Source organism: Puniceibacterium antarcticum (genome assembly GCF_002760615.1).
Classification (GTDB): domain Bacteria; phylum Pseudomonadota; class Alphaproteobacteria; order Rhodobacterales; family Rhodobacteraceae; genus Puniceibacterium; species Puniceibacterium antarcticum.
Genome location: NZ_AWWI01000186.1, coordinates 41,149 through 60,309, shown reverse-complemented (window position 1 = coordinate 60,309; position 19,161 = coordinate 41,149). Strand labels below are relative to the sequence as shown.

The window sequence follows — 19,161 nt, the reverse complement described above, 5'->3', positions numbered from 1 at the left end:
CCTAATCCTCTGGCGGTGGATAGATCGCCACCCCGGTCAGCGTCTGGTTCACATGCAGCGCGCCCAGCTGTTCGCCATAGGTCGAAAAACCAATCACATTGCGATCACGCAGAATGCCGGACACCTCTCGGGTCTTCTGGCTCTGCCCCGCCTCGATCCGCCGCAGCACGCAGTCACAGGCCAGGATCTGCGGCACGCCACCGCGCGCGCGCACCAGCCCGGACAGTTCGCGGTCAAGATGCTGCGCCATATCCTCGGGCTCGGCCAGGGTCAGCACCATGCCTTCGTTGATGGCGGAAAAGAACACCAGCTCGCCTGCCTCGTTCACCTGCCGGATTGCGCGCACATGATGCGTATCCCCCAGCCGCACCACCACCGGGTGCGCGGCAAAGATAAACGGGTCGAGCTGGTTGGGATCCTTGCCCAGCAGACGCGCATATTCCGCCGCAGCCGGTTCGGCATTGATCTCTTGCACCACGCGGCGTTCGGGATCAGCTGCGGTCACAACCATCCGCGTCTCGGTTGGCTGCAGATGATCCAGTGAAAACACATGCACCGGACAGGAAGAGCGCACCAGCGCCACCAGTGCCGCGTTTTCCAGCACGACGCCGTTGCGGGCAAGCCAAGTCTGCTGAAACGCCGTGCCATCGCCGGACGAGCCGCCAAACAGCGCCATCGACCCCAACCCCGCGGCCAGCAATGTGGTCAGATGCTCCTCGCACAAGGACAGCCCGTCGATCATCAGAAAGGCGAATTCCCAAGGCTGATCCGCGGCGGTGCGGGTCAGGGCGGTGCGCTGCTGAATTGCCGTGTCGATCACCACCTGTTCGTCCAGACGATCAAGGCATTCAATTGCATAGCTGCGCACGCTGAACAGCGCGGCGGGAAAGCCGACCGCAAGGATCTGCCCCTCTTCATAGCCCAACTGCCCCAGCTCTCCGGCGGTGGTGCAGGCCAGCACATCCGCTTCGCCAAACTGTCCTTCGGCCTGCTGAACGACGGCCCGGAAATCCGCCTGCGGTGTGACGAACAGCAAAACCAGTGCAAGCTCAGCCCCTGCCATCTGATCACGGATTGCCGTCAGTGGTGCGGGATGATCCGCCGCCACTTGCGCCACCCGCAGCGCGCCGGGGTGGGGTGCTTCGGATTGGGCCGCAACTTTACGCGTCGCGCCCGATGTCAGGCGCGTGCTGCCGTCGGGGCCTGTGCCTCCTCCGTCCAAATCCAATGTCCCATTATGTCGCTGACATGACGATAGGGGGCTCACTCCCCGCTTGGCAAGACCTTGGCAAAGCGCGCCTCTTGCGCGATCAGCACCGCTTGCGTCCGGCTGTGCACCCCCAGCTTGCGCATGATCGCCGTCACATGTGCCTTGACCGTGGTTTCGGCGATGGTCAGATCAAAGGCGATCTGCTTGTTCAGCTTGCCTTCGCAGATCAGGTTCAGAATGCGCGCCTGCTGATTGGTCAGGCTGCTCAGCCGGTCGATCACATCGCCCTGCAGACCGCTGCAGCCAGCCCCCTGCGGGTCGATATAGCCGTCGGGCACAAAGGTCTGTCCCTGTGTGACCGCCTCGAACGCGCGGCGAAACACCGCACGCTGGGAATGTTTCGGCACGAACCCGTCAGCCCCGGCCTTGAGCGCATGAGAGATCATCCGGTTGTCCGCCATGGACGAGGCAATCAGGATCGCGGCCTTCGGCGCGGCATTGCGCAGCCGCACCAGCCCGTCCAGCCCGTTCACATCCGGCAGGTTGAGGTCAAGGATGATGAAATCGATCCGCGCATCTTTCGCCACCACCTCCAGCGCCTTTTCCAGCGTGCCGGCGGTGCGGATCTCCTCGAACTCGGCAATCGACTGCAGCGTCAGGGTCAGCGCATCGCAGAACAGCGGGTGGTCATCCACAACAAGCGCAGATTTGTGCAAGGCGGGGGCAAGGCCGGCGCGTTCGGTGGTCATTGGGGGGGGCTTTCCTGCGTCATGGGGGAAGGATAGACAAGGCCGCGCCCGGGGTCACTAGCCGAAAGGTACCATATGGCGGTACTCTCAGCGGCAGCGGGGTCCCTCACAGGACCCCGGCGTGGGTTGCCAGTGGCGGAGTGAGGGGCCAGCCCCTCACACTCCCCGGGATATTTAAGGGCAGATGAAACGGGCGGTCGGTGCGTTCATCAGCGTTCAGGCAGCAATCCGCGCGGGCTGAAGCGCAGGACCAACAGCAGGATCACCCCCATGGTGAGCAGCCGCATGTGTTGCACCGAATCGAGCAGATGTCCCTTCAGCCAGCTCCCATCTGCCATGCCGGCGGTGATCAGCGTCATCGCCGCCTGACCCATCGGTTCGACCTGCACCCAGAGGAACCAGATGAGGAAGCCCCCCAGCACGGAGCCAAAGTTGTTGCCCGACCCCCCGACGATCACCATCACCCAGACCAGAAAGGTATAGCGCAGCGGCTGGTAAGTGCCCGGCGTGAGCTGCCCGTCCAGAGTGGTCATCATCGCGCCCGCAATGCCGCAGATGGCAGAGCCCAGCACGAAGATCTGCAGATGGCGGCGCGTCACATCCTTGCCCATGGCGCGGGCGGCGGTTTCATTGTCGCGGATCGCGCGCATCATCCGCCCCCAGGGCGATTTCAGCGCGAGCTGCGCCAGCACCAACAGTAGCACGAGCACCACGGCGAACATCACGCCATAGCCGAGCTTGACGTAAAGGGTCGAGGCGGTTGTGGCATCGAACCCCAGGCTTGCGGCGCTTTGCACAAACCCCGCATCGTTCTGCAGGTCAATCTCATAGGGCATGGGGCGGGGCAGGCCGATGACGTTCTTCACGCCGCGCGCCAGCCAGTCCTCGTTCTTGATCACCGCGATGATGATTTCGGCAATGCCCAGCGTCGCAATAGCGAGGTAGTCGGACCGCAGCCCCAGTGCCACCTTGCCGATCATCCAGGCCACACCGGCGGCGAGCAAGCCGCCCACCGGCCAGGCCAGCACCACCGGCAGGCCAAGCCCGCCAAGGTAGCCCGTGGTCGCCGGATCAATCGCCTCGATCAGCGCGACCGCCGGATCAAACACCGCGCGAAAGGCAAAGAACCCCGCGATCAGCAGCAGGGCCACAACCCAGCCGCGCACCCCCTTGCGCAACCGCTTCCAGCACAGCACCGCCGCCGCGATGACCGCAACCGCCAGCGCAAGCGCCAGAAACAGCCGCCCGGCACCCGCCGACCAGGCCGCAGACACCGGCGGCATCGACACCAGCACCGTGGCAAGCCCGCCTAAGGCGACAAAGCCCATGACGCCGACGTTGAACAACCCGGCAAAGCCCCATTGCAGGTTCACCCCCAGCGCCATCACCGCACTCACCAATCCCATGTTCAGGATCAGCAGCGCCGAATTCCAGCTCTGCACAAACCCGGTCCCAAGGAGCAGCACCGCCACGATCCCGAACAGCACAAAGCCCCGCACACGATCGCTCATACCGATTTCCCCTTGAACAGCCCGGTGGGGCGGAACAGCAGCACAATCAGCAGGATCACGAAGCTGACCGCGAATTTGTAATCTGTCGACATCAGCTGCACCAACCCGTCCGGTGCAAGCGTGTCAGGCAGCCAGTAGCCCAGCACCTTTTTCCAGGCATAGGTGATCCCGACCTCGGAGAACGCGATGACAAAGCCGCCCGCGATGGCCCCAAGGGGCGAACCAAGCCCGCCGACAATCGCCGCCGCAAAGATCGGCAAAAGCAGCTGAAAATAGGTGAACGGCTTGAACGACTTGTCGAGGCCATAGAGAACCCCGGCAATCGTCGCCAGCGCCGCGACGATCAGCCAGGTCACCATCACGACCCGCTCTGGGTTGATGCCCGACAACAGTGCCAGATCCTCATTGTCGGAATAGGCGCGCATCGACTTGCCCGTGCGCGTGCGGTTCAGGAACCAGAACAAAGCCGCGACCACAATCAGCGCCGTCACCACGGTGATGGCCTGCGTCGTGCGGATCGCCAGACCTTCGTCCAGCCCGGTAAGCGCCTTGAACTCGCGCGCGCCGATCAGGAACCGCTCGCCATCAGCAAAGTTCTGATCCTCGGTCCCGATGATGAACCGCGTCACGCCGTTATAGATGAACATCACCCCCATGGACACGATCACCATGATCATCGGCTTGACCTTCTGTCGCCGGTAGAACCGGTACACCACCCGGTCCGTCAGCAGGATCAGCGCCGCACAGCCCGCAATGCCAAACGGAATCGCCAGCAGGGCCGTGGGCAACGGCCCCAGCGACACCCCCAGGCTCTGCAGCCACCAGGTGGCAAGGATGGTGCACATGGTCCCGAATGCCATGGTGTCGCCATGGGCAAAGTTGGAAAATCGCAGGATGCCATAAATCAGCGTCACCCCAAGCGCGCCAAGCGCCAGCTGCGCGCCATAAGCCACTGCCGGGATCAGCACAAAATTGGCCAGCGCCACAAGGCCGTTCAGAAACTCCACGTCACATCCCCCAGCGCCACACCTTGGCGCGTCTTCTCTTCAAAAATACGCAAATACAACCCTCTCGGCCTGCGCCACGCAGCACATCTCATCCGCCCAGAAAACTCCGCCGCACATCCGGATTCGCCAGTAGCGCGCGGCCCGTATCCGTGAACGCATTCGCCCCCTGCACAAGCACATAGCCCTTGTCGGCAATCTCCAGCGCCTGCCGCGCGTTCTGTTCGACCATCAGGATGGAAATCCCGCTGCGCGCCACTTCGATGATCCGGTCAAACAGCTCGTCCATGACAATGGGCGACACGCCGGCCGTCGGCTCGTCCAGCATAAGCACGCGGGGCTGCGTCATCAGCGCGCGCCCCACCGCCACCTGCTGGCGCTGCCCGCCCGACAATTCGCCCGCCGCCTGGTATCGCTTTTCCTTGAGGATCGGAAACAGGTCATAGACCTGCGCCAGCGTGCCACGGAAATCATCGCGCCGGATAAACGCCCCCATCTCCAGATTTTCCTCGACCGTCATCGAGCCAAAGATGTTTTGCGTCTGCGGCACAAACCCCATGCCCTTGGCGACCCGGTCCTGCGGCGAAAGCTGGGTGATATCCTCGCCCGCCAGCCGCACCGATCCTTCGCGCAAATTCAGCATGCCAAAGACCGCTTTCATCGCCGTCGATTTGCCCGCCCCGTTTGGCCCCACAATCACCGCGATTTCGCCGCGCTCCACCGCGATGGTGCAGCCCTGCAGAATGTCAGCGCCGGTGCCATAGCCCCCGGTCATGGCCTCGCCAATCAGATACGGCTCACCCATGAACAGACCCCGTCTTCATCTGCCCAAAAATATCCCAGAGAGTGTGAGAGACAGCGTCTCTCATATCCCGCAGGGATCCAAAACGGACTGTATGCGCGCCATACGAAAACCATACGCTTTCCATACGCATTCCATATTGCCTCATCCCACGGTTTCCTTGTTCTTCAGTCCCGTGCCCAGATAGGCCTCGATCACCGCGTCATTGGCCTTGATCTGCGCGATTGACCCCTCGGCCAGAACCTTGCCCTCGGCCATCACGATGACCGGATCACAGAGCCGTCCGATAAACTCCATGTCATGTTCGATCATGCAAAATGTATATCCGCGCTCCTGGTTGAGCCGCAGGATCGCATCGCCGATGGTGTTCAGCAGGGTGCGGTTCACCCCCGCGCCGACCTCGTCCAGAAAGACGATCTTGGCATCCACCATCATGGTCCGCCCCAGCTCCAGCAGCTTTTTCTGACCACCGGACAGGTTCCCGGCCTTTTCATCCTTCAGATGTGAAATTGTCAGAAAATCAAGAACTTCGTCGGCTTTCTTCAACAAACCCGCCTCTTCCTGCGCAATCCGCCCGCGTCCGAACCAGGCGTTCCACAGCGTCTCACCCGATTGCGCGCCGGGTACCATCATCAGGTTTTCGCGGCAGGTCATCGAGCTGAATTCATGCGCAATCTGAAAGGTCCGTAGCAGCCCCTTGTGAAACAAGGCATGGGGCGGCATCCCGGTGATGTCCTCACCATCCATGAACACCTTGCCGGATGTGGGTTCAAGAACGCCAGCTATCACATTGAAAAGCGTGGTTTTTCCGGCGCCGTTGGGCCCAACGAGCCCGGTGATCGACCCGGTGGCGATCTCTAGGCTCGCGCCATCAACGGCACGAAATCCGCCAAAGTGGCGGTGCAGGGTCTCGACCCGGATCACATGACTATCCCTTTGTCCCAGGCGCCTTTGGTGGCGCCTTTCCTTATGATGACAGCCCGGATCGCGCCGGGCTGCCGTGCCTGCTAACCGGTTGTGTTACCGGAAATCAACCGTTTCGAAGGCACCATCGGTGATGGTGTAAAAGCGATAGCTGCCCGCCGCTTCGCCCGGTCCGATCAGCTCCACATTGGTGGCGCCGACATAGTCGATATCGCCGCCGTCCTTAAGGATTTGCAGTGCCTTGCCCAGCTCACCCGGCAGGATCTGTTCACCGGGGGCGTTGGCCACTGCCAGCAGGTTGTCCTTGACCGCTTCAGATGTCGCCTCACCGCCCGCCATCATCGCCAGCGCAATCAGCGCCGCCGCGTCATAGCTTTCGCGGGTATAGGTCGATTCGCCATTGATCCCGGCGGCGTCGCTGACTTCCTTGAACTTTTCCGTGCCCGGGCCTTCGCTCCACGGTACGGATCCAAAAGATCCGTCCAAATCCGTCCCCAGATCGGCCAGCAGGGCATCGCTGTACATGCCATCGCCCAGCATGAAGGTGTCAAAGGCGCCGGTGTCCAGTGCTGAGCGGATCATGCCCTTGCCGCCGGAATCCGAATAGCCCAGAACCACCAGCAGATCGCCCCCGGCAGAGGCCAGCGCGCCAATCTCTGCGGAATAGTCGGCCTTGTTGTCCTCGTGCGGAGCGCTCAGCGTCACGGTGCCGCCATTCGCCTCGAAGTTGGAGATGAAGGCGTCCGACAGGCCCTTGCCATAGTCATTGTTTGTATAGGTCACCGCGACCGTGCTGATGCCCTTGTCGGCAAGGATTCCGGCCAGAACCTCGCCCTGACGTGCATCAGAGGGGGAGGTGCGGAAAAACAGACCGTTGTCTTCGGCAGTGGTCAGGCCCGGCGATGTGGCCGAGGGTGACACCATCGGGATGCCGTTCGGCAGGGCCACATTCGACAGCACAGCGCCGGTCACACCCGAACAATCCGCGCCCATGATCGCCACGACACCATCGGTGCTCACCAGTCTTTCGGCAGCGGCGGTGGCAGCAGCGGAATCAACGCAAGTCGAATCGGCCCGCACCGGCGTCAGCGTCACACCGTCAAGGAAGTTGCCGGAATCATTGACTTCTTTGAGCGCGAGCTCCGCGCTGTCTGCCATCATCGGGGTGAGCGATTCAATTGGGCCGGTAAAGCCCAGAATCACACCGATTTTCGCTTCAGAAGTCTGCGCTTCGGCAAAGCCTGTGCCTGCCGTCAGCGCCGTGGCCACAGAGGCCAGCAGCAATTTTCTCATGATCTTCTCCCAGTTGGAACAGAATGCCCGGAGCGGAGCCTAAGCGGCGAATTTGTAAAAGAAAAGTCCCAAGATGCGTCGTCGCGAATGCCGTCAGGTCCCGTCAGACCGGCACCCGCGCCGCATGGGATCCGCGTTCGCGATAGGGGGTGGTTTCGTAATGGGCGCGGTAGCATTTGGAAAAATGCGACGGGCTGGCAAAACCACAGGCAAGGGCGACATTGATCACGCTCATGTCTGTCTGCATCAGCAGGTTGCGCGCCTTCTGCAGGCGCAGTTCCATGTAATATCTCTTGGGGCTGCGGTTGAGGTAGCGGCGAAACAGCCGCTCCAGCTGACGGGTGGACAAGCCGACGTCCGTTGCCAGAAGCGCCGGGCTGATCGGTTCTTCGATATGGCTTTCCATCATCTGGATCACCATGCTCAGCTTGGGGTGTCGCACGCCGATCCGGGTCGGTACCGACAGGCGCTGGGTGTCCTGATCCGTGCGGATCGAGGAATAGATCAACTGGTCCGCGACGGCATTCGCCAGCTCTTCGCCATGGTCATCCGCAATCATTTTGAGCATAAGATCGATGGAGGACGTGCCCCCCGCAGTGCTCATCCGGTTGCCATCGACGACAAAGACCGACTTGGTCAGATGCACCTCTTCGAAATCCTCGGCAAAGCTGTCTTGGTTTTCCCAGTGGATCGTCGCCTTCTTGCCATCCAGCAGCCCGGCGCGCGCCATGGCATAGCTGGCCGTGCACAGCCCGCCCACCTTGAGCCCACGTCGCGATTCCCGTCGCAGCCAGTTCAGCAGTTTCTTGGTGGTCGCCGCCTGTACATCAAGCCCGCCGCATACAAGCACCGTGTCGTCGCGGCTCAGTTCCGGCAGATCGCATTCCAGCTTGAAAGCGGTGCCCGCGGAACAGCTGATCGTGTCGCCGCCTTCGCCGGTCACCGTCCAAGTGTAAAGTGTCTTGTTCGCCATGCGATTGGCGATCCGCAAGGCGTCTACCGCAGCGGCAAAGCACAGCAACGTAAAGCGGGGCAGCAGGACAAAGATAAAGCGACTTGGCTTTCCGCTGGCTTCGACCTCGATGATCTGACGCTGGGCATCCATGGCCGCGCTCCCTGTTCCGACGACTTTGACGCGTCGTGTGATTTTGATCCAAATGGACAGAATGGTTCACAAGCGTCAAGGGATGTCGTTTATTTCACGTATAGCCAGCAGGGCTTTGCTTTTGTATAGAGCGCTGTGCAAAGTTTACGACCTCTTACTGACCGGAGACACCAGATGACCGAGTGGCAAAAGACGAGCTGGCGCAACAAGCCTCGGGTGCAGATGCCCGACTATACGGATTCCGACGCCCTGCATGCCGTAGAGGCGCAGCTGGCCAAGTATCCGCCGCTGGTGTTTGCAGGTGAGGCGCGCAAGCTCAAGAAGGCCCTCGGCGCGGCGTCGCGTGGCGAGGCGTTCCTCTTGCAGGGTGGCGATTGCGCCGAGTCCTTTGAACAGTTCAGCGCCAATGGCATCCGCGACACCTTCAAGGTGATGCTGCAGATGGCAATGGTGCTTACCTTTGGCGCCAAGGTGCCGGTGGTCAAGGTGGGTCGCATGGCGGGTCAGTTCGCAAAGCCGCGTTCGGCCCCAACCGAGGTTGTGAATGGCGTAGAACTGCCCAGCTACCGCGGCGATATCATCAACGAGCTGGGATTTTCCGCCAAGGAACGCATTCCCGACCCCAAGAAGATGCTGCAGGCCTACACTCAGGCGGCGGCAACGCTAAACCTGCTGCGCGCGTTTTCGACCGGTGGCTATGCCGATATCAACGAGGTGCATTCCTGGACTCTCGGCTTTACCGAGGGCGAAAAGGCGGCCAAGTATCGCGATATGGCGAACCGGATTTCGGATGCGCTCGACTTCATGCGGGCGGCGGGTCTGGAATCCGAAACGAACCACAACCTGCGCACAGTTGATTTCTACACCAGCCATGAATCGCTGCTGCTGGAGTATGAAGAGGCGCTGTGCCGTATGGATTCAACCTCTGGCAAATGGCTGGCGGGGTCAGGCCATATGATCTGGATCGGGGATCGCACACGTCAGCCGGATGGCGCGCATGTGGAATTTGCCCGTGGCGTACTGAACCCTGTTGGTCTGAAATGCGGCCCGACCACCACGGCAGAAGATCTCAAGGTTCTGATGAACCGGCTGAATCCGACGAACGAGGCGGGCAAGCTGACCCTGATCGCGCGTTTCGGTGCGGGCAAGGTGGCAGAAAACCTGCCGCGTCTGATCAAGGCGGTGCGCGAAGAGGGGGCCAATGTCACCTGGGTCTGCGATCCGATGCATGGCAACACGATCAAAAGTTCGTCCGGCTACAAGACACGGCCGTTCGATCTTGTCCTGCGCGAGGTGCGTGAATTCTTTGCCGTTCACAATGGCGAAGGCACCATCCCGGGTGGCGTGCATTTCGAGATGACCGGTGATGACGTCACCGAATGTACCGGCGGCGTGCGCGCCGTGACGGATGAGGATCTGAGCGACCGCTATCACACCGCCTGCGATCCGCGCCTGAACGCGTCGCAGTCGCTTGAACTTGCCTTCCTCGTCGCCGAGGAGCTTACTGCTCGCCGCACGGATGCTGCAGCCGCCAACGGTTGAACCCCCACAAGAGCACAAAATAAAACCGGCCCCGAAAGAGGGCCGGTTTTTTCATGTCTTCAATGTTCTCTGGATAGATCAGGCGGCAGCCGTATCCTTGTCCTTGTCGAACACCTCGGGGGAAAGCAGTATCAACTGCGCGCGCGCCCAGGCTTCCGTGTCGTATTTAGCAACCATCCGGCGCAATTCCTTCATCCGGATGTGCCGCTCTTCATCGGGCATTTCCAGCGCCATTTCGATGGCGTGGTCCATTGAGCGGTTGGAATAGGGGTTGGTCAGAACAGCCGAGCTCAGCTCGATCGCGGCGCCGGCGAATTCGGACAGGATCAGAACGCCATCCCCATCTGTACGCGAGGCAGCAAATTCCTTCGCAACCAGATTCATCCCGTCCGCAAGCGGCGTGATCCAGGCGACATCAGCCGCACGGTAATAGGCGACCAGAGTCTCAAATGGGATCGCACGCGAAATCAAAGTGACTGGGGTTGAGGTGAAAGACCCGAATCTGCCGTTGATCCGCCCTGCGATCTGTTCGATCTCTTCCTGAATCTCTCGGTAGACGCTCATGTTGCGGTTTGCACTGACCGAGACGTGCAGCAGGCGCACATTGCCCACCAGATCAGGGCGGCGTTGCAGCAGGCGTTCGAACGCCAGCAACTGATCCGCACCACCTTTGGTATAGTCTGTCCGCCCCACGGACAGGATCAGTTGTGCGTTTCCCAACTCTTCCTTGATGCCACGGGCACGGTCTGCAGTGTCCTGCCGTCCTGCCACTTCGTTGATATAGCTGGTGTTTACGCCAACCGGCGTCGTGCCAAGCTGCACGATATGGTTGTTGCTGTCTTCGAGGTGGATCGACGTTGGCACCGTCCGGTCACTTAGCGCAGAGCCTTCCGAGATGAAATCCGGGTCGACCTTGATTCGCGGCACTGAACCGACGTCGCGCAGGGATCGCACGACAGAGACAAAGTTCGCGGCATAGCGCGGGATGTGGAATCCAACCACGTCACAGGCCAGCAGGCTGTCGATGATCTCTCCGCGCCAAGGCAGCACGTTGAACATATCTGCCGACGGGAAAGGCGTGTGGTGAAAGAAAGAAATCCGCACGTCTGGGCGCAACTGGCGCAGATACCCGGGCACGAGCCAGAGGTTGTAGTCATGCACCCAGACCGAAGCACCTGGTTTGGCCTCGGCGGCGGCGGCCTCTGCAAAGGCCCAGTTCACTTCGCGGAAGGTGGGCCAGTCAACGGGGTCATAGTTATACTTTTCCTTGAACCCGTGCAGGATCGGCCAAAACGCCTCTTTCGACGTGACGTGGTAAAAGCTTTTGACCTGCGCCTCCGTCAGGGGTAGGCGGGACACGGTGTATTTGCCAAAGCTGTCCTCGATTTCGATGACACGTTCAAACCCGGGGTTCGAAGTGTCTTCGGCCTGCTTCCAGGCGACCCAAGCGGCATTGTCGACTGCGCCGAAAAAACTTTTGAGCGTTGGAACAATTCCATTTGGGCTTTTGTTCTCTTTGAAGACGATTTTGCCGTTTTCTTCCACCTCCTCATAAGGTTGACGGTGATAGACGATCACGAGATCGCTGGGCATATCAGTCTCCTTTCGGTGTCGCGTGTAGATTTCGCACGGACACCGCCTCAAGAATACCGGCGGCGCCAATGGCGGTCGCTTTGTGGACCTGCTCCAGATCCCTAACGCGTGAGAGGAGATCCGGTTCCGATCCGCCGACTGCAACAGCCGGAAGGCCGCATTGCAACATAGACAGATCGTTCATTGTATCGCCCGCAGCCAGCACCGTTTTAGGGTCGATACCCAGATGCGCCACCAGCCGTTTCAGCGATGGCCCCTTGCTGACACCGCGGGGCAGGACGTCAAAGTATTTGTTGTCCGACACAAGCGTATCATACCCCAATTGCTGCACGATGTCATGCGCTGCGGGATCAAAGTCGTCGGGATGCAGGTCATAGCTTACCCGATAGCGGAATTCCGTGGGCTGCAATGACAGGCCCGGGTGCCCCTCAAGCGCTGCGCGCACGGATGCACCGGCGTCACCCCAGCGGCTGGCGATGTCCTCTTCCAAGGGTATGATAGGGTCGATCACCCGGTTGTTCACCTTGGCGATGGTGGTACCCACGTCGCCAATCACATATTCGGGCCATGGCACCCCACCATCGCACAGCTCGCCGATGAACTTGGGGTCACGTCCGGTGACAAAGATCAGGCCGATCGTGTCGCGGTTCGCCTCGATCCAGTCATAAAGTGTCTTGCGGTCAGCGTCAGACCCACCAAGAAAAGTCCCGTCCAGATCTGTCGCCAGAACGAATTTGCGGGCGTTGATCGGAACAGCGGTCACTGGGGTGTGCAGGGTCATAGGGTCTCTCGCAATAATGTTGTCGGATGCGCCAGTTCTATATCCAGCGCCCGAGGTTCTGATTCGATGGGCCGAGCCCAGAGGTCGGAAAAGGCTTTGCCCAGATCGGCGCCTTCATAGAGGATGGAATGCACTGCCTCGCAGATCGGCATGCTGACACGGATGCGATGGGCGAGGTCGACGACGGAAACGGCGTTCACTTCGCCCTCGACCACCACATCTCGGCCATCAAAGCATTCGCTGCGTGGTATGCCCTTGCCCAGCTGGACGCCCAGCGACATGTTGCGTGAGGTCATGCTCGAACAGGTCAGCGTCAGGTCACCCGCACCGGAAAGGCCGGTCACTGTTTCGCGCCTGCCGCCAAGCGCTTCGGCCAGGAACTTCATCTCGTCGATGCCTCTGGTGATCAGCGCGGCGCGGGTGTTCTCGGCGAAACCGGCGCCGGTCATCATCCCGCAGGCGATGGCAATGACGTTCTTGACCGCACCTCCGATTTCAACGCCCACGAGGTCATCTGAAACATAAGGGCGGAACGCGGCGGAGGACATTGAAACGGCAAGACGCGCCGCGGGACTTTTGGCCGGGTCGAGCCGGTCCTGATAGCTGAAAGGAAAGGCGATTGTGGCCGCTGTGGGATGACCGAGCGCGGTTTCTTTGGCAAAGGTTGGCCCCGAGAGGGCACCGACCGGATGACCCGGCAGCTCTTCGGACACCAGATGCGACAAAAGAAAGCCTGTGCCCCTCTCAATACCTTTGCAGCATAGCGCAAGCGGGATGCCCTTGGGCAGATGTGGGCGGATCGACGCACAGACTTGGCGCAAAGTGAGCGATGGTGTCACGATCAGCACGGCCTCGGATCCCTCCAGCGCCTTGGCCAGATCGCTGGTTACCATGATCCTGTCATGCAGAGGCACGTCGGGCAGGTATTCCGCGTTGATTCGCGTGGCGTTGACCGCTTCGCTCAACTGGTTGCGTCGCCCCCAGAGCCGCACGTCACGTCCCGCAGTAGCGGCAACCATGGCCAGTGCCGTGCCCCAGCTGCCCATGCCAAGCACGGTGATCTGTCCATATGGGTGGGCATGCACACGTCCCGAACTCGCATTGTTTGTCCGAGTGAATGAATTCTCCAAACTGTCTCCGTCCATTTTGTTTCTGATCTGTGGCTCTAAGTCTGGCACCGCTCTGTTGATCTCATCAAGAGAGCTAGGAGTGCCTGCAAGCCTGTCTAGCATGACACGGGCACCTTTTGCCTGTCATCCGATGTGAAGCCAAGATTGACTTAATTTTATACAGTTTTGGCCGCAGCCTGCGCAGATTATAGGCGGCAACAGTCGGGGTAGGGCAATTTCAACCACAAACATGACCTCTGTATCGGACGGGCATGATCGGAATTTCGGGTGCTTCGCGAAAACTGTCGCAAAACTGAAATCGACGCAAGGTACTGAAATTAAACCATAGCGTGAGTGACAAGGAACCCTGCACATTTTTGCGCGTTGTAGCCCAGACTTAGACTTTTTGACTCAACCGCTTGCTTGAATAAGTTGGCCGAATATGCTGCGCTGCAGCGATCACTGCAATTTGAACCTCTGACCAGGAGACGCGATCAAATGGAACCGAAAGAAACTGCAACACCTCTGAGTGTACGCACTGCGATCTTTCCTGTCGCTGGCTTGGGGACCCGCTTTCTTCCTGCGACCAAGGCGACACCGAAGGAGCTTTTGCCGGTGCTGGACCGTCCGCTTATCCAGTTCGCCATCGACGAGGCGCGCGCCGCAGGGATCGAACGCATGATCTTTGTCAGCCATCCTACGAAGTCCGCCATCGAACGGTATGTGACTCATGACGCGGATCTGGACGCACAACTTTGTGCCAAGGGCAAACATGAGCTGGCCCAGCGTTTGAAGGACAGCGCGCTGGACACAAAGCAGATTGATGTGCGGTTTGTAATGCAGGACGAGCCTCTTGGACTTGGCCACGCTGTGCTCTGTGCCGCCGATGATGCACTGCCGGGCCCGGTTGCTGTGGTGCTTCCCGACGATCTGATCCTCGGTGAGATCGGCTGCCTTTCCGAGATGATCGAAGCCTATCAAAAAGGTGGCGCTGGCCACATGGTCGCAACAATGCAGGTCGAGCAGGATGCGGTGAAAAGTTACGGCATTCTGTCAGTGACGGGTCGTGATGAAAATGTCCTCTGGGCCGATGGGATGGTCGAAAAGCCGGAACCTGCCGATGCTCCGTCACGTCAGGCTGTTGTCGGGCGCTACGTGCTAGACGGTTCGATCTTTGATGATCTGCGCGATCAAGAACCTGGTGCGGGTGGTGAGATTCAGCTGACAGACGCCATTTCCCGAGCAACTCCGCGCGTGGGATTGTCTGGTTTCCGCTTCAGCGGTCAGCGGTATGATTGCGGTTCCAAGGAAGGGATGCTGCGCGCGATTCTTGCGTATGCAGGCGCATCGCCCGAATTCCGCGAAGTGCTCAGCGAACACAAAGCTAGCCTGTTTGCTGCTGAGTAAAATCGCTTATCTCATGTGGAAAGGCCGCTGTGGATATTCACAGCGGCCTTTTTTTGAGCTGCAGTTGAGTTCAGTCGTTTGATACAACGATGCGCAAATGTGAGCGCTTTGAAATGTGACCGCTCACGACTTTAGGCGCTTTGGGCGCGTGCAGTTCACTAACAGGGATCAAAGCAGGCTTTTTCTGGGTCTCTGTTGCCGTTTCGGGTTGTTTTTCGGGAATGATCGCAGCCTTGTGGAAGACTGGTGTGACTTCGGAACTTCCAATTAAAAAGCGCCGAGGCGCGCGGCCAACGCGTCCACGCGTGATCAGACACCCCAGAGCCCGGGTGATATCCCCCATATCCGACCGCAGCGGCAGTATCAGCAGTTGTCCGCTGATCTCAGGTTTGCCGAAGCCTTCTTCGCCACGTAGATAGGCGCGCAAGATCGCCGGTTCCGCAAAGACGCGCGCGATGTCGCGCGCTAGGGCCTCACGCGCGCTGGGCGCAAACAGGCTGCTGAGTGGCATACCGGATACTTCCATGCCCATCAGGTCCGAAAGATGCGATCCGGCGACACGGATCTTTGCCATGCCCGGCGCAATGCGCTCAGCCAGGAAGGCATATTCAAGCGCGCCTTCCATACCACGCGGATCAATCTGGCTGCGCGCAGGCACTTTGTCCGCGCTACGCAGGGCCTGCCAGTAATTTTCGACCTCGCGCAACGGGGCGTTGCGGCGTTCATTTTCCCGGGTGATCATCGACACCACGTTTTGATCGTCTCTTCCGAAACCAAACATCTTCCCGCTCCTGAGTCGGATCAGGCACTCCCGCTTTTTAGCGGTTTTTTAACTAAGTGCCTTCATAAACCTTGATGAAACGTTAATACTCCACTCCCGCCTCTAAATCGCCTTAATTTGAGCCAAATGGTTAATGCCTATGACCTGCCTTCGTGCGCTGGGACGGGGACTTGCCTTGAGGACGGCTGTTGTCTAGGGGAAACCTCGGAGGTGGTCATGCGGCAGTCAATGACAGGATTTGCAGGGGCAGCTGGTGGGCTTGGCGGTCTTAACTGGTCCTGGGATATGCGTGGTGTGAATGGCAAGGGGCTGGATTTACGGATCCGCGTGCCGGATTGGATAGACGGGCTTGAGGCTGGTCTCAAGGGCATCGCGTCCAAAGTTCTTGCCCGCGGCAATGTCACGATTTCGCTGCGCCTGCAGGGCACCGAGGAGGAGGGAGCAGTGCAGTTGTCAGAAGCTCATCTTGCCTTGGTTCTGGAAGCGATGACCTTGATCGAAACGCAGGCCATGAACAAGGGGCTGTCCCTGGCTCCCTCAACCGCCGCCCAGATCGTCGGGCTGCGCGGAATTCTTAACAGCGGAGCAACGCAGGGAGACAGCAAGGCGCTCTGTGCCCAACTTTTGTCGGAATTCAGTCACGTTCTCGCCGAGTTCACCGCGATGCGCGGAGCCGAAGGGGATGCCCTTCAGGCGATCCTGTCCGCGCAGGTGGACGAGATAGAGGCCTTGACTAAAGTCGCCGCAGAGCAGGCTGAAATGCGTCGCGATGAACAGGCGGCAAGGCTTCGCGCAGCGCTGGCTCGCGTGATGGACAATACGGATGGCGTTGATCCCCAAAGGGTGGCGCAGGAACTGGCGCTGATTGCCGTCAAGGCGGATGTGACCGAAGAGCTGGACCGCCTTCGCGCCCATGTACTGGCGGCGCGCGATCTTCTGAGGCAGCCCGGAGCAATTGGGCGAAAACTCGATTTTCTAATGCAGGAATTCAACCGGGAGGCCAACACCCTGTGCTCCAAGGCGCAATCGGCGGCGCTGACTCGGGTGGGTCTCGACCTCAAGACAGTAATCGAGCAGATGCGCGAACAGGCGCAGAATGTGGAGTAAGACATGAGCGACAGGCGCGGCCTTCTGATCATCCTCTCTTCGCCCTCCGGGGCGGGAAAATCGACGCTTGCGCGTCGGCTTAGGGCCTGGGACGAAAGAATCGTCTTTTCCGTATCGGCGACGACCCGTGCACCTCGATCCGGAGAGGTGGATGGCGAAGACTACCATTTCCTGACCGATCTTGCCTTTAAAAAACAGGTGTCGACCGGCGGAATGCTGGAACACGCGCATGTCTTTGGAAATTTCTACGGCTCGCCAAAGGAACCGGTCCGCGATGCGATTCAGTCCGGCCAGGATGTGCTGTTCGACATCGATTGGCAGGGCGCGCAGCAGATCCGCAATTCGGATCTGGGTCTGCACACACTGTCAATTTTTCTGCTGCCTCCCTCGATACTCGAACTGCGTCGGCGGCTGATGGCACGCGGGCAGGATACGGAGGAAACCATTGCCAAGCGCATGCAGAAAAGCTGGGACGAGATCAGCCACTGGGACGGCTATGACTTTGTGCTGGTGAACGATGATCTCGACACGACCGAGGCGCATCTTAAGAGTATCGTTACCGCAGCGCGTCTGCGCCGCAGCCAGCAGCCTGGGCTGAACGCGCATGTGCGCAAGCTTCAGGACGAATTCGAAGAAGGACAGATATGACACTCTACAGCCTTGACGGGCAGGGGCCCGATATTGCCGAAGATTGCTGGATCGCACCCGATGCGAATGTGATTGGTCGCGTGGTGTTGGAACCGGGGGCCTCTGTCTGGTTCGGCAGCACCTTGCGCGGTGACAACGAAGAAATCCGCGTGGGTGCAGGCAGCAATGTGCAGGAAAATGTCGTCTGCCATACCGACATGGGTTATCCGCTGGTGATCGGCGCAGGCTGTACCATCGGCCACAAGGTCATGCTTCATGGCTGTGTGATCGGCGAGAATTCCCTGATCGGGATGGGGGCAACCATTCTGAACGGTGCAAAGATCGGCAAGAACTGCCTGATCGGCGCTGGTGCGCTGATCACAGAGGGCAAGGAGATCCCCGATGGATCGCTTGTCATGGGTGTTCCGGGCAAGGTGGTCCGGATGCTGGACGCGGCAGCAATTGAAGGGCTACGCAAGTCCGCGCGCAGCTATCAGGCGAATATGCGGCTGTTCCGCGATGGTTTGCAGGTACTTTGATTCATTTTCCTGCGCGATAAGAGAGGCTGCAGGGGGCGCTTCCCCTGTCCTGCAGACTCCTCGTCGGATATTTGGGGACAGACGAAGATGGAGCTCAGAGGCCGCGCGGGGTGGGGCGATCAAAGACGCGACGTCCCAGTGCAGATGCGGCAAGGTCGACCATCAGCTGTGCTGTGCGGCCCCGCTCGTCCAACATCGGATTCAGCTCGACCAGGTCCATTGATGTCATGAGGCCGCTGTCGTGCAGCATTTCCATGACAAGATGCGCCTCTCGTACCGTGGCGCCTCCGGGAACGGTGGTGCCGACTGCGGGTGCGACGGAAGGATCAAGGAAATCGACGTCGAGCGAGACATGCAGCGCGCCGTCGGCTTGCGCTACCAGTTCCAGAAAGGCGCCTAGCGGCTTGGCGATGCCGTTCTCGTCGATGTCGCGCATGTCATGACGACGGATTGTCGTCGCTTCCAGCATCTTGCGTTCCGCTGTGTCGACAGAGCGAAGGCCTATGATACAGACGTTCTCTTCGGGGATGGGGTGTGGCACGGCGGGGAAGCCGTCAAATCCGGTGCGACCGGTCAGATAGCCCAGCGGTGTGCCGTGCAGATTTCCGGAGTCCGTTGTCTCAAGCGTATGGAAATCGCTGTGGGCATCGAGCCAAAGCACGAATTGTGGCTTTCCTTGTGCGGCGGCATGGGCAGCGACCCCATGCACCGTGCCAAGAGACAATGAATGATCGCCGCCCAAGAAAATCGGCAGCCCCTTCGCGATCGCTTCGCGCGCTGCGCGGCTGAGCGCCGTGGTCCATCCGATGGTTTCTGGCAGAGAGTTCAGACCGGCGCGTGGCGCCACATCCGAGCGGTCGGGTGCGACATTTCCCAGATCGGTCACATCATGTCCAATATCTTGCAATGCACTGCCCAGTCGTGCTGTGCGGTATGCATCCGGCCCCATGAGGCATCCAAGGCGTATCTTTCCGCTGTCCACCGGGGCACCGACGAGAAGGATGCGTTTGTTTTGCATGGTGGACTCCTGTAGGAAATAGGCCTTTTGGCTGGTTGCTTTCAAACGGTTCTAACAGG

18 protein-coding genes are annotated in these 19,161 nt (G+C 59.9%); 5 read left to right on the top strand and 13 right to left on the bottom strand.

Translation table 11 applies throughout. The features are described from left to right. Position 1: 1 nt before the first annotated feature. The 8 genes from P775_RS27025 to P775_RS26990 all read right to left on the bottom strand — a co-directional run bounded on the left by P775_RS27025 (position 2) and on the right by P775_RS26990 (position 8,598). A complete protein-coding gene (locus P775_RS27025; RefSeq protein WP_245875884.1) occupies positions 2–1,222 on the bottom strand; it encodes an FIST N-terminal domain-containing protein in 1,221 nt (406 codons plus the stop codon). 41 nt (positions 1,223–1,263) lie between these two features. Next, entirely contained in the window at positions 1,264–1,959 is a 696-nt protein-coding gene (locus P775_RS27020) for a response regulator (RefSeq protein ID WP_099913894.1), read from the bottom strand. 209 nt (positions 1,960–2,168) lie between these two features. Further along, positions 2,169–3,470, bottom strand: coding sequence for a branched-chain amino acid ABC transporter permease (locus P775_RS27015; protein WP_180287601.1), 1,302 nt, complete (start codon positions 3,468–3,470; stop codon positions 2,169–2,171). Next, entirely contained in the window at positions 3,467–4,477 is a 1,011-nt protein-coding gene (locus P775_RS27010) for a branched-chain amino acid ABC transporter permease (protein ID WP_099913893.1), read from the bottom strand. The genes P775_RS27015 and P775_RS27010 overlap by 4 nt, the downstream gene beginning before the upstream one ends. An 88-nt stretch (positions 4,478–4,565) precedes the next feature. Further along, positions 4,566–5,279, bottom strand: a complete 714-nt coding sequence (locus P775_RS27005) for an ABC transporter ATP-binding protein (RefSeq protein ID WP_099913892.1) — start codon at positions 5,277–5,279, stop codon at positions 4,566–4,568. 141 nt (positions 5,280–5,420) lie between these two features. Further along, positions 5,421–6,200, bottom strand: coding sequence for an ABC transporter ATP-binding protein (locus P775_RS27000; protein WP_099913891.1), 780 nt, complete (start codon positions 6,198–6,200; stop codon positions 5,421–5,423). 96 nt (positions 6,201–6,296) lie between these two features. After that, entirely contained in the window at positions 6,297–7,493 is a 1,197-nt protein-coding gene (locus P775_RS26995) for an ABC transporter substrate-binding protein (RefSeq protein ID WP_099913890.1), read from the bottom strand. Between the two features lie 103 nt (positions 7,494–7,596). After that, positions 7,597–8,598, bottom strand: coding sequence for a GlxA family transcriptional regulator (locus P775_RS26990; protein WP_099913889.1), 1,002 nt, complete (start codon positions 8,596–8,598; stop codon positions 7,597–7,599). Positions 8,599–8,772: 174 nt separating this feature from the next. Here P775_RS26990 and P775_RS26985 point away from each other — a divergent pair, with 174 nt between their 5' ends. Next, entirely contained in the window at positions 8,773–10,140 is a 1,368-nt protein-coding gene (locus P775_RS26985) for a class II 3-deoxy-7-phosphoheptulonate synthase (RefSeq protein ID WP_099913888.1), read from the top strand. Between the two features lie 78 nt (positions 10,141–10,218). Here the strand turns inward: P775_RS26985 and ggpS are convergent, their stop codons facing one another. The 3 genes from ggpS to P775_RS26970 are packed head-to-tail and all read right to left on the bottom strand — an operon-like array spanning position 10,219 to position 13,560. Continuing rightward, positions 10,219–11,733 carry a glucosylglycerol-phosphate synthase gene (ggpS, locus tag P775_RS26980; protein WP_099913887.1) on the bottom strand — a complete coding sequence of 505 codons (1,515 nt, stop codon included), beginning with the start codon at positions 11,731–11,733 and terminating at the stop codon, positions 10,219–10,221. 1 nt (position 11,734) lies between these two features. Next, entirely contained in the window at positions 11,735–12,514 is a 780-nt protein-coding gene (locus P775_RS26975; RefSeq protein WP_099913886.1) for an HAD-IIB family hydrolase, read from the bottom strand. Continuing rightward, a complete protein-coding gene (locus P775_RS26970; protein ID WP_245875890.1) occupies positions 12,511–13,560 on the bottom strand; it encodes an NAD(P)H-dependent glycerol-3-phosphate dehydrogenase in 1,050 nt (349 codons plus the stop codon). The genes P775_RS26975 and P775_RS26970 overlap by 4 nt, the downstream gene beginning before the upstream one ends. 561 nt (positions 13,561–14,121) lie before the next feature. Between P775_RS26970 and P775_RS26965 the strand changes: the two genes are divergently transcribed. Beyond that, on the top strand, positions 14,122–15,030 hold the full coding sequence (locus P775_RS26965) for a UTP--glucose-1-phosphate uridylyltransferase (protein ID WP_099913884.1): 909 nt from the start codon (positions 14,122–14,124) through the stop codon (positions 15,028–15,030). Positions 15,031–15,100: 70 nt separating this feature from the next. On the opposite strand, the gene P775_RS26960 is transcribed toward P775_RS26965, so the two are convergent. Then, complete coding sequence (locus P775_RS26960) at positions 15,101–15,736, bottom strand: PAS domain-containing protein (RefSeq protein WP_245875883.1); 636 nt, start codon at positions 15,734–15,736, stop codon at positions 15,101–15,103. 303 nt (positions 15,737–16,039) lie between these two features. Here P775_RS26960 and P775_RS26955 point away from each other — a divergent pair, with 303 nt between their 5' ends. Genes P775_RS26955 through P775_RS26945 form a run of 3 tightly spaced genes read left to right on the top strand, consistent with a single transcriptional unit; the run spans position 16,040 to position 18,084 of the window. Next, complete coding sequence (locus tag P775_RS26955; RefSeq protein ID WP_245875882.1) at positions 16,040–16,918, top strand: YicC/YloC family endoribonuclease; 879 nt, start codon at positions 16,040–16,042, stop codon at positions 16,916–16,918. 3 nt (positions 16,919–16,921) lie between these two features. After that, positions 16,922–17,566 carry a guanylate kinase gene (gmk, locus tag P775_RS26950; protein WP_099913881.1) on the top strand — a complete coding sequence of 215 codons (645 nt, stop codon included), beginning with the start codon at positions 16,922–16,924 and terminating at the stop codon, positions 17,564–17,566. Next, positions 17,563–18,084: a gamma carbonic anhydrase family protein gene (locus tag P775_RS26945; protein ID WP_099913880.1), complete on the top strand. Its 522-nt coding sequence runs from the start codon at positions 17,563–17,565 to the stop codon at positions 18,082–18,084. The genes gmk and P775_RS26945 overlap by 4 nt, the downstream gene beginning before the upstream one ends. 94 nt (positions 18,085–18,178) lie before the next feature. On the opposite strand, the gene rocF is transcribed toward P775_RS26945, so the two are convergent. After that, positions 18,179–19,102 (bottom strand): arginase, encoded by a 924-nt coding sequence (gene rocF, locus P775_RS26940; RefSeq protein ID WP_099913879.1) that lies wholly within the window; start codon positions 19,100–19,102, stop codon positions 18,179–18,181. Between the last annotated feature and the right edge of the window lie 59 nt (positions 19,103–19,161).

Coding starts and splice junctions, on each gene's coding strand:
- P775_RS26990 (WP_099913889.1), bottom strand. CDS start 8,598: ATGGATGCCCAGCGTCAGATCATCGAGGTCGAAGCCAGCGGAAAGCCA.
- P775_RS26975 (WP_099913886.1), bottom strand. CDS start 12,514: ATGACCCTGCACACCCCAGTGACCGCTGTTCCGATCAACGCCCGCAAA.
- P775_RS27020 (WP_099913894.1), bottom strand. CDS start 1,959: ATGACCACCGAACGCGCCGGCCTTGCCCCCGCCTTGCACAAATCTGCG.
- P775_RS26965 (WP_099913884.1), top strand. CDS start 14,122: ATGGAACCGAAAGAAACTGCAACACCTCTGAGTGTACGCACTGCGATC.
- P775_RS26955 (WP_245875882.1), top strand. CDS start 16,040: ATGACAGGATTTGCAGGGGCAGCTGGTGGGCTTGGCGGTCTTAACTGG.
- P775_RS27015 (WP_180287601.1), bottom strand. CDS start 3,470: ATGAGCGATCGTGTGCGGGGCTTTGTGCTGTTCGGGATCGTGGCGGTG.
- P775_RS26970 (WP_245875890.1), bottom strand. CDS start 13,560: ATGGGCAGCTGGGGCACGGCACTGGCCATGGTTGCCGCTACTGCGGGA.
- P775_RS26985 (WP_099913888.1), top strand. CDS start 8,773: ATGACCGAGTGGCAAAAGACGAGCTGGCGCAACAAGCCTCGGGTGCAG.
- rocF (WP_099913879.1), bottom strand. CDS start 19,102: ATGCAAAACAAACGCATCCTTCTCGTCGGTGCCCCGGTGGACAGCGGA.
- P775_RS26995 (WP_099913890.1), bottom strand. CDS start 7,493: ATGAGAAAATTGCTGCTGGCCTCTGTGGCCACGGCGCTGACGGCAGGC.
- ggpS (WP_099913887.1), bottom strand. CDS start 11,733: ATGCCCAGCGATCTCGTGATCGTCTATCACCGTCAACCTTATGAGGAG.
- gmk (WP_099913881.1), top strand. CDS start 16,922: ATGAGCGACAGGCGCGGCCTTCTGATCATCCTCTCTTCGCCCTCCGGG.
- P775_RS27005 (WP_099913892.1), bottom strand. CDS start 5,279: ATGGGTGAGCCGTATCTGATTGGCGAGGCCATGACCGGGGGCTATGGC.
- P775_RS26945 (WP_099913880.1), top strand. CDS start 17,563: ATGACACTCTACAGCCTTGACGGGCAGGGGCCCGATATTGCCGAAGAT.